Below are 3,482 nucleotides of genomic sequence, written 5' to 3'. Positions count from 1 at the left end.
GCACGTTCGAGAACAAGGAGAACAACCAGCGTGTGCTGACCCCGACCAGCCTTCTGCTGTTCTACGTGGCCGACGCCAAGAGCCCCGACATCTTCAAGCTGCCGCCCGGCCCGCTGCAACGCCGCCAGCACCTCGACGATGTCGGCGCGGCGCGAATCCAGCGAGGTGCGCATCGCCTGCTCGCGTCCGTTCAGCGCGCGCAGCCGTGCTTCGGTCTCGTCGATCTTGGTCTCCACGCTGCGCACATTGGCGGCGGTGTCGATCAGCTGCTGATTGAGCTGGGTGCGGTCCTGGCCGAGCGCGGTGATCTCGGCCTTGAGCTTGGCCTGTGCTTCCTCCGCGCTCTTCTGCCTGGCGCGGGCGGCTTCCAGCTCCTGCTCGCGCTGCTTGATGGCATCGGGCGAGACGGCTGCGGTCTGCGGCGCCGGCGTTGCCGTCTGAGCTTGCGCGAGGCTTGCGCCGGCAACGCTTGTAATCAGCAACAGGTTGAGGAGCGGCGCTCGCATCGTGTCGGCAAAGGTGCTCGTTGTGGCGCGCATCACGCGCGGTGATAGGGGTGGCCGGCCAGAATGGTGGCGGCCCGATAAAGCTGTTCCAGAAGCATGACGCGGACCATTTGGTGCGGCCAGGTCGCAGAGCCGAACGCGATCGCGAGCTTGGCCTTACGGCGCAATTCGGGCGAAAGTCCGTCCGCCCCTCCGATCACGAAGATAGTATGTCCGGCGCCTTCGTCGCGCCAGCGGCCGAGATGCCGTGCGAATACGGTGGAATCCAGATTCTGGCCGCGCTCGTCCAGCGCCACCAGGATCGACTTTTCCGGAATATGGACGGAGATCGCCGCGGCCTCCTCGCTCATCCGCGTCGCGGTGTCTCGCGCGCGGCTTTCGGGGATCTCGTGGACCAGGAGCTCGCGGAATCCGAGCTTGCGGCCGGCCTCGTCGAACCGCTCGAAATAGCGGTCGGCAAGCTCCCGTTCGGGGCCTTGCTTCAGCCGGCCCACCGCAATGACAGCAACACGCATGATATCTTCAGGGGCTGATATCTTCAGGGTCGCGTTTTCAAGATCGCGCGCAATAAGCGCGCGCACGACGCTAGCATGCGCGTCAGCCGATTCGAAATCGGCCCGATGAGCCTAGATCGCCTTCGCCGCCCCTGGGCCCTGCGTGTACAATCGCTCGAGATTGTAGAACTCGCGGACCTCGGGTCGGAACACGTGCACGATCACGTCGCCGGAATCGATCAACACCCAGTCGCAATTGGGCAAGCCCTCGACGTGGATGTTCTTGATGCCGTTTTCCTTGAGGCCCTTGGCGACGTTTTCCGCGATCGCGCCGACGTGCCGGTTCACCCGGCCGGTGGTGACGATCATGTAGTCGGAGTACGCCGATTTGCCGCGAAGGTCGATGGTGACCGTCTCTTCCGCCTTCATGTCGTCGAGGCGGGAGAGGATCAGGCTCAGCGTCTTGTCGGCGTCGGGTTGCGCCTTCAAGGCCGCAGCTTTGGTCGATGTTTTACGCGCCGGCTTGGCAACCTTGGGTAAAACAGACTCTGTCTTGGACAATACAGATGTGGTCAGGGACCATTCCTTTCACTGTATCGCGAACGCCGAATCCGACGCTCACTGGTTACACTACATCATGTGGGGTTAAGGGTTTCAATATGCCAGAGAGCCCGAAGTCCACACCACTTCGGCATACTCTGACTCACTTCGTACCTTTCCAGCTCCCGTCCGGGTTCCGCAGGCCCGTCGAGGAGAGATTCAGCTTCAATCCGGTCAAAAACACCCAGGACGGCGGCCTCCGGTCCGCCAGCAGTGCCGCTTTTTCCTCGGGAAGGCGGTAGCGCGATAATGCCTGTCCCGCGGGGGAGGCGAGGGCGCGAAAACTCTGCGGCGGGCGATCGATGATGGCCATCGGCACCTGGGCGGCGATGCGCCGCCAGTCCTGCCAACGGTGGAATTGAGCGAGGTTGTCGGCGCCCATGATCCAGACAAAGCGCAAGCCAGGGAAGCGGCGGCGCAAGATGTTGATCGTGTCGATAGTATAGCGGGTACGAATGACGGATTCGAGACAGCTGACCTCGATGCGCGGATCATCAGCGACCTCGCGCGCCGCCTGCATGCGCGCGCCGAGCTCATGCAGCGCGCCGTTCTCCTTGAGCGGGTTGCCAGGCGTCACCAGCCACCAGACGCGATCGAGTTGCAATCGCTTCAGCGCGAACTGGCTAATGGCGCGATGGGCCTGGTGCGGCGGATTGAACGAGCCGCCGAGCAGGCCGATGCGCATGCCCTCCGTGGTGGGCGGGACCGCTTGCGCCGGGAAACGCGGCACGACGAAATTGTTGCTCAATGCCCGCCCCGCGACGTTGCTTACGGCCGCGTCTGCCCGGTGCCGCGAACGCGATATTTGAAGCTCGTCAGCTGCTCGGCGCCGACAGGGCCGCGAGCGTGGAAGCGGCCGGTGGCGATGCCGATCTCGGCGCCGAACCCGAACTCGCCGCCATCGGCGAACTGCGTCGAGGCGTTGTGCAGCACGATCGCGGAATCGACCTCGTTCAGGAATTTGTTCGCAGCCGCCCCATCCGCGCTCACGATCGCATCGGTGTGATGCGAACCGTGGTTCTGGATGTGCGCGATCGCGCCGTCGACGCCGTCCACCACCTTCGCCGCGATGATCGCGTCGAGATATTCGGTGTCCCAATCATCTTCGCTCGCAGGTTTTACGCGCGCATCCGTCCTTTGCACTGTTTCATCCCCGCGCACCTCGCAGCCCGCCTCGATCAGCATCTCGACCAGCGGCTTCAGGTTTTTGCCGGCAGCAGCGCGATCGACCAGCAGCGTCTCGGCCGCGCCGCAGACGCCGGTGCGGCGCATTTTTGCGTTCAGCACGATCGACTTCGCCATGGCAAGGTCGGCGCTGGCATCGACATAGACGTGATTGACGCCTTCGAGATGCGCAAACACCGGCACGCGCGCTTCCTGCTCGACGCGTGCAACGAGGCTTTTTCCCCCGCGGGGCACGATCACGTCGACGGCGCCGTTCAACCCCGACAGCATCATGCCGACCGCCGCGCGGTCGCGCGTCGGCACCAGCGTGATCGCGGCTTCAGGCAGGCCCGCTTCGCGCAGGCCTTGCACCAGGCAGTCATGGATCGCGCGGCACGACCGGAAACTGTCGGAGCCGCCGCGCAGGACCACGGCATTGCCGGATTTCAGGCACAGTACGCCGGCGTCCGCCGCGACGTTGGGCCTGCTCTCGAAAATCACTCCGACGACGCCGAGCGGCACGCGCACCCGCTCGATCGTGATGCCATTCGGCCGCTGCCAGCTCTCGGTGACGATGCCGATCGGATCGGCGATGCCGCGCACGATGCCGACGCCTTCGGCCATCGCCTCGACCCGCGACGGCGTCAGCGTCAGGCGGTCGATGAAGGAGGAGGTGGCGTTACTGGAGGCGCGGGCCTCGGCGACGTCCTCGGCATTG

General features: G+C 64.7%; 4 protein-coding genes and 1 pseudogene. All 5 read right to left on the bottom strand.

Annotated features, from left to right (window positions below):
• Positions 1 to 506, bottom strand: a pseudogene (locus tag MOV75_RS31385) (hypothetical protein); the annotation flags it as partial.
• A 32-nt stretch (positions 507 to 538) separates the two neighbouring features.
• Positions 539 to 1,021, bottom strand: coding sequence for a 23S rRNA (pseudouridine(1915)-N(3))-methyltransferase RlmH (gene rlmH, locus MOV75_RS31380; protein ID WP_246931392.1), 483 nt, complete (start codon positions 1,019 to 1,021; stop codon positions 539 to 541).
• Between the two features lie 111 nt (positions 1,022 to 1,132).
• Positions 1,133 to 1,489, bottom strand: a complete 357-nt coding sequence (gene rsfS / locus MOV75_RS31375; RefSeq protein WP_027515020.1) for a ribosome silencing factor — start codon at positions 1,487 to 1,489, stop codon at positions 1,133 to 1,135.
• Between the two features lie 214 nt (positions 1,490 to 1,703).
• Positions 1,704 to 2,348 (bottom strand): nicotinate-nucleotide adenylyltransferase, encoded by a 645-nt coding sequence (locus MOV75_RS31370; RefSeq protein WP_246931393.1) that lies wholly within the window; start codon positions 2,346 to 2,348, stop codon positions 1,704 to 1,706.
• A 20-nt stretch (positions 2,349 to 2,368) separates the two neighbouring features.
• Positions 2,369 to 3,482 (bottom strand): glutamate-5-semialdehyde dehydrogenase (locus MOV75_RS31365; RefSeq protein WP_247007257.1); only part of this gene is annotated, 1,114 nt, incomplete at its 5' end.

The organism is Bradyrhizobium sp. PRIMUS42 (genome assembly GCF_023006515.1).
In the GTDB taxonomy this organism is placed as follows: Bacteria; Pseudomonadota; Alphaproteobacteria; order Rhizobiales; family Xanthobacteraceae; genus Bradyrhizobium.
This window is presented reverse-complemented; position numbering and strand designations above follow the sequence as displayed.